The sequence below is a fragment of the Nocardiopsis sp. SBT366 genome, from assembly GCF_001083815.1.
In the GTDB taxonomy this organism is placed as follows: domain Bacteria; phylum Actinomycetota; class Actinomycetes; order Streptosporangiales; family Streptosporangiaceae; genus Nocardiopsis; species Nocardiopsis prasina.
Genome location: NZ_LAVM01000150.1, coordinates 1 through 3,756, shown reverse-complemented (window position 1 = coordinate 3,756; position 3,756 = coordinate 1). Strand labels below are relative to the sequence as shown.

At 71.8% G+C, this 3,756-nt stretch carries 3 protein-coding genes and 1 pseudogene; 2 read left to right on the top strand and 2 right to left on the bottom strand.

The annotated features are described in order from the left end of the window. Positions 1 to 369 precede the first annotated feature (369 nt). Positions 370 to 657 (top strand): DUF6504 family protein, encoded by a 288-nt coding sequence (locus tag ADX84_RS24850; protein ID WP_049579872.1) that lies wholly within the window; start codon positions 370 to 372, stop codon positions 655 to 657. Between the two features lie 78 nt (positions 658 to 735). Here ADX84_RS24850 and ADX84_RS24845 read toward each other — a convergent pair whose 3' ends face one another. Continuing rightward, positions 736 to 1,353: a GNAT family N-acetyltransferase gene (locus ADX84_RS24845; protein ID WP_049579869.1), complete on the bottom strand. Its 618-nt coding sequence runs from the start codon at positions 1,351 to 1,353 to the stop codon at positions 736 to 738. A 153-nt stretch (positions 1,354 to 1,506) separates the two neighbouring features. After that, complete coding sequence (locus ADX84_RS24840) at positions 1,507 to 2,637, bottom strand: peptidoglycan recognition family protein (protein ID WP_049579867.1); 1,131 nt, start codon at positions 2,635 to 2,637, stop codon at positions 1,507 to 1,509. A 694-nt stretch (positions 2,638 to 3,331) separates the two neighbouring features. Between ADX84_RS24840 and ADX84_RS24835 the strand changes: the two are divergent. After that, positions 3,332 to 3,756 (top strand): annotated as a pseudogene (locus ADX84_RS24835) (5,6-dimethylbenzimidazole synthase); the annotation flags it as partial.

Below are 3,756 nucleotides of genomic sequence, written 5' to 3'. Positions count from 1 at the left end.
GCTCGGGGCCGGGAGGTGGCGGTCAGCCCCAGCCGGGCGCGTCCAGCCGAAGGCTCCCGAAGAGGCGGGCCGACCGTCGGTCGGATCGGCGGGACGCGGCCGGAGGGGACCGGCCGAGGTTGTCGAGGGACGTTCGGTCAGGGACACGGATGAGCGCGCCTGCCGGGCGCAGACCAGGCGGCGGAGCTCACGGGCCGTGCAGGTGCTACCCGAGGTGATGTCGAGAACGCGCAAACAGTTCCAAGGAAGCACCGCTTTCGATAGGATTCGAATACTTGTTCGAACGCCTGGCCGTACTTCCCCACGGGTGGGCCCTTCCGGCGGTGTGCGCTCGTACGGCGGCCGGACACCAGCAGGAGGAGTCGGTCGATGGTGGGGGGAACTGTCGTGGGACGGTACTTCGGGGCGAAGGTCGCGGTCGTCGAGGACGAGGGCAGACCCACCCGCTTCACCTGGGAGGGCCGGGTGTACGGCATACGCAGGATCATCGACCACTGGGTCACGCTGCGCCGCGACTGGACCCCCGGCGCGGGTTCCCAGGTGCCCGAACGCGGACACTGGCGGGTGGAGGCGGGTTCGGCCTACGCGCAGGGCGTGTACGAGCTCCGGCACGACACCTCCACCGGCGAGTGGTCGCTCAGCCGGGTGTGGGGTTGAGCGCAGACCGCTGGAGCCACCGCGGTCGCGTCGGGGAACCGGGGGCCACCGGTGGTCGGGGGCTCGGGGCGGTGGCCGTCACGGCCCGACCCGGTCGGGAAGGGGAAGCAGCCCCGGGCCACGGCCGACGTCGCCCGGGACGAGGCCGAACGAGGCCAGGTCCGACCTGCCCTCGTGCAGGGGCATCGCGTTGCGGTCGGTGCCCTCGCGGACGAAACCGGCGGCCTCGGCCACCCGGCACGAACCGGTGTTGCCCGTGGCGGCCTTGAGCTCCACCCGCTGGAAACCCTGCCCGAGGGCCCACCGGGACACGGCCACGACCGCCTCGGTGGCCAACCCACGGCCACGGCCCCACGGCGAGATCCAGTAACCGATCTCGGTGACCATGGCGGCCCACTGCGTGCGCAGCAGCGCCACGGAACCGGTGAACCGGCCCGTCGCCCTGTCCACCACGGCCCAGTGCTGGCCGTCGCCACCGGTCCGGATGGCCGGGGCGACGTTCAGACAGAAGTGCTCCGCCGACTCCCGGGTGTAGGGCAGCCCTGGTGCGGGCAGCGGAATCCACCGCTGGAGCTCGGGGTCCACGCACGAGGCGTGCACGTCGTCGATGTCGTGTTCGAGCAGGGATCGCAGGCGCAGGCGCTCGGTCTCCAGGATGACCGCGGGCATGATCGGAGCGCTCTGGACTGTGGCCATGCGTGTGTTCCCCCTGTGCGTACGAACCGCCGGGTGGTTCCGGGCACCGATCAAGATACGGCGTCACACGGGCGTGTGGAACCGGGTTCCGTCAACCCGCACCCCTGCTCGTCCCGGCGGTGGGGTGCCGGAATGCCCCACCGCCACGGGGGTTCAGAGCAGACCGTTGACGACCCTCTGGCGGATGACCGTGTCGAACACCTCGGAGAAGGTGTTGCCCGGACACTCGGTCTGGAGCCAGTCCCGGTGTCGGGCCACCGCCTCCTGCTCGGTCGCCGCACCGGTGTCCGGGTGCACGTACTCGATCCGCTCGGCCGCGTTCACGCCGGTGAGGGCGCACAGGACCCGCAGGACGTCCACCAGCGAGTCCTGGGCCGCCTGCGTCGGCAGCTCGTGGGTGAAGTCGCCGAGCAGGCACACGCCGATGTTGCCGTGGTTGAACCCGAACGCGTGGCCGGCCGTCACCGACTCCGCCAGGCCCGGCAGGGGGACCCCTCGGAAGATCGGGAGGCCGCCACCCGAGTGGCGACCCTCGTAGATCCCGCCCTCGGGGTCGATCAGCAGGTGGTAGCCGACGTCGCCCCACTCCTGCTGAACGGCGTGCAGGTGGTAGACGGCGCGCACGTCCGCCGAGTGGTCGTCCGTGGTCGCCATCGCCGTGTGGTGCACGGTCAGCGCCTGAACCGGGTGGAACTGGGCGGCCCAGAGGTCGTTGCCGTCCTCGTCGAAGCGCAGCGACTCGTCGGCGCCCCACCCCGCCCGGGTGCGCACCCGCAGGACGGAACCGCCGGAGAGGGTGGTGACCCCCTCGTCCTCGGCGGAGAGCGACACCCGCTCCTGGCCGCCGAGCCGCAGCTCCTCACCGTCGTGCAGGTTCAGGGCGGTCAGGTCGGCGCCGTCCGCGCCGCGCACCTCGTAGCCGGTCGCTCCCTCGGGGGCGCGCGCCATGGCCGAGGCCGAGGGAGGCAGGTGCTCGGGTCCGGCCGTGTGGAAGTGCAGGTCCTGCCAGCCGCCCAGCCCCTCCGCGGTCTCGAAGCGCACCGCGGCGTTCTCGGAGACGGCGTCGGGCGCCTGGGTGGCGGAGACGAGGTCGAAGCGGCGCTCGGGGCGGACGATGGCGCCGGTGGTGTCGGCCGGTTCGCTGAGGATCCTGGGCGCCGTCAGGGCGGCGGAGGACTCCCCAGTGGTCCGTGCGGAGGCGGTGGCGGAGGCGAGCAGCACGGGGGCGAACGCGGAGAGGCCGGTCACGGTGGTGGCACCGGCGAGGAAGTGACGCCGTCGCATGGCGAGTTCCGTTCCGTTTGGGGGTGGGTACCGGGATCAGGGGTGTTCGGGTACCGGCAAAGAGTGCCACAGGGCCGTGTCGCACGGCGTTCGACGCGCTTGCGACGCGCTTACGAGGCGGGACCGGCCCAGGCCGAAGCCCACAGCCCGCTCCGCCCCCTGGTGGTCCCCTGGGCGCAAGGAGGTGGACGGGAGCGGGGCGAGGTCCGGTCCTGGCCGCAACCCGCTCCCGGGGCGAGCCGAAAGCCCTCCCCTGGCCGATTCGTGGATCTGAGAACCAGAAAATGTACGGAGGGTGTTCGACTGGTCGCACAGCGAGATTGCATGGTGTGTATGCTCCTTCGTGCCCGTCGTTTCCCCTGTTCAGTTGGGGTTACTAGGGTGTTGCCGAGTAGGCCTCCGGGGCCCCGTGCCGTGCCTCCACGGGGTGACGTAGGGCCGCGAACCGGGCGCGAACCCCCTCCGGTTCCCGTTCGGGACTCTCGTACACAGCCCGTCCCCACGCCTTCTCTGGCACAGTTGATGGTGACTTGAGGACCCCGGCACTTCGGCCGGGGCGAGCCGTTCCGGGTCGGGGGGACCCGTGCGAGCGGCATGACCGCCGCGGACTACGCTGGTCCGAATCCCAAACGGACCAGGTGGAACCGGGCAGCTCACAGACCTCTTCTTCTCTTCTCTTCTTCGGGGAGCGATCATGACCAACGACGACCGCGAGGAATCCCGTCGCGGTGAGCAGGAGGGCGCGTGGCAACGGGGCAGCGGACCCGTGCCCGGCCTCGGCGGCCTCCTGGACGGACTGCCCGAGAGCGGCAAGGGTGCGCAGGCGCGCGAACCCAGACCCCCTGCGCCGCCGTACAACCCCTTCCGGAGTACGTCCCCGGGGTCGGAGCCCCCACCCCCGTCCGGACACCACTCCGCAGCCGAGCCCGCGCCCACGGCCTTCACCACCCGGCCGCAGCAGACCAGGCAGCAGGCGCATCCGGAACCCCGGGCCCAACACGCGCCCGCGCACACGTACGAGCCCTCCGTCGCCCCCGAGCGCGATCCCCGGTTCAACGTCATCCCCTTCCGTTCGGGCAACCGCCACCCCGGTCCCGCGCAACCCGAACACCCTTCCCC

Excerpts from the sequence above, each read along its gene's own strand:
- ADX84_RS24850 (WP_049579872.1), top strand. The coding sequence starts at position 370 with ATGGTGGGGGGAACTGTCGTGGGACGGTACTTCGGGGCGAAGGTCGCG.
- ADX84_RS24845 (WP_049579869.1), bottom strand. The coding sequence starts at position 1,353 with ATGGCCACAGTCCAGAGCGCTCCGATCATGCCCGCGGTCATCCTGGAG.
- ADX84_RS24840 (WP_049579867.1), bottom strand. The coding sequence starts at position 2,637 with ATGCGACGGCGTCACTTCCTCGCCGGTGCCACCACCGTGACCGGCCTC.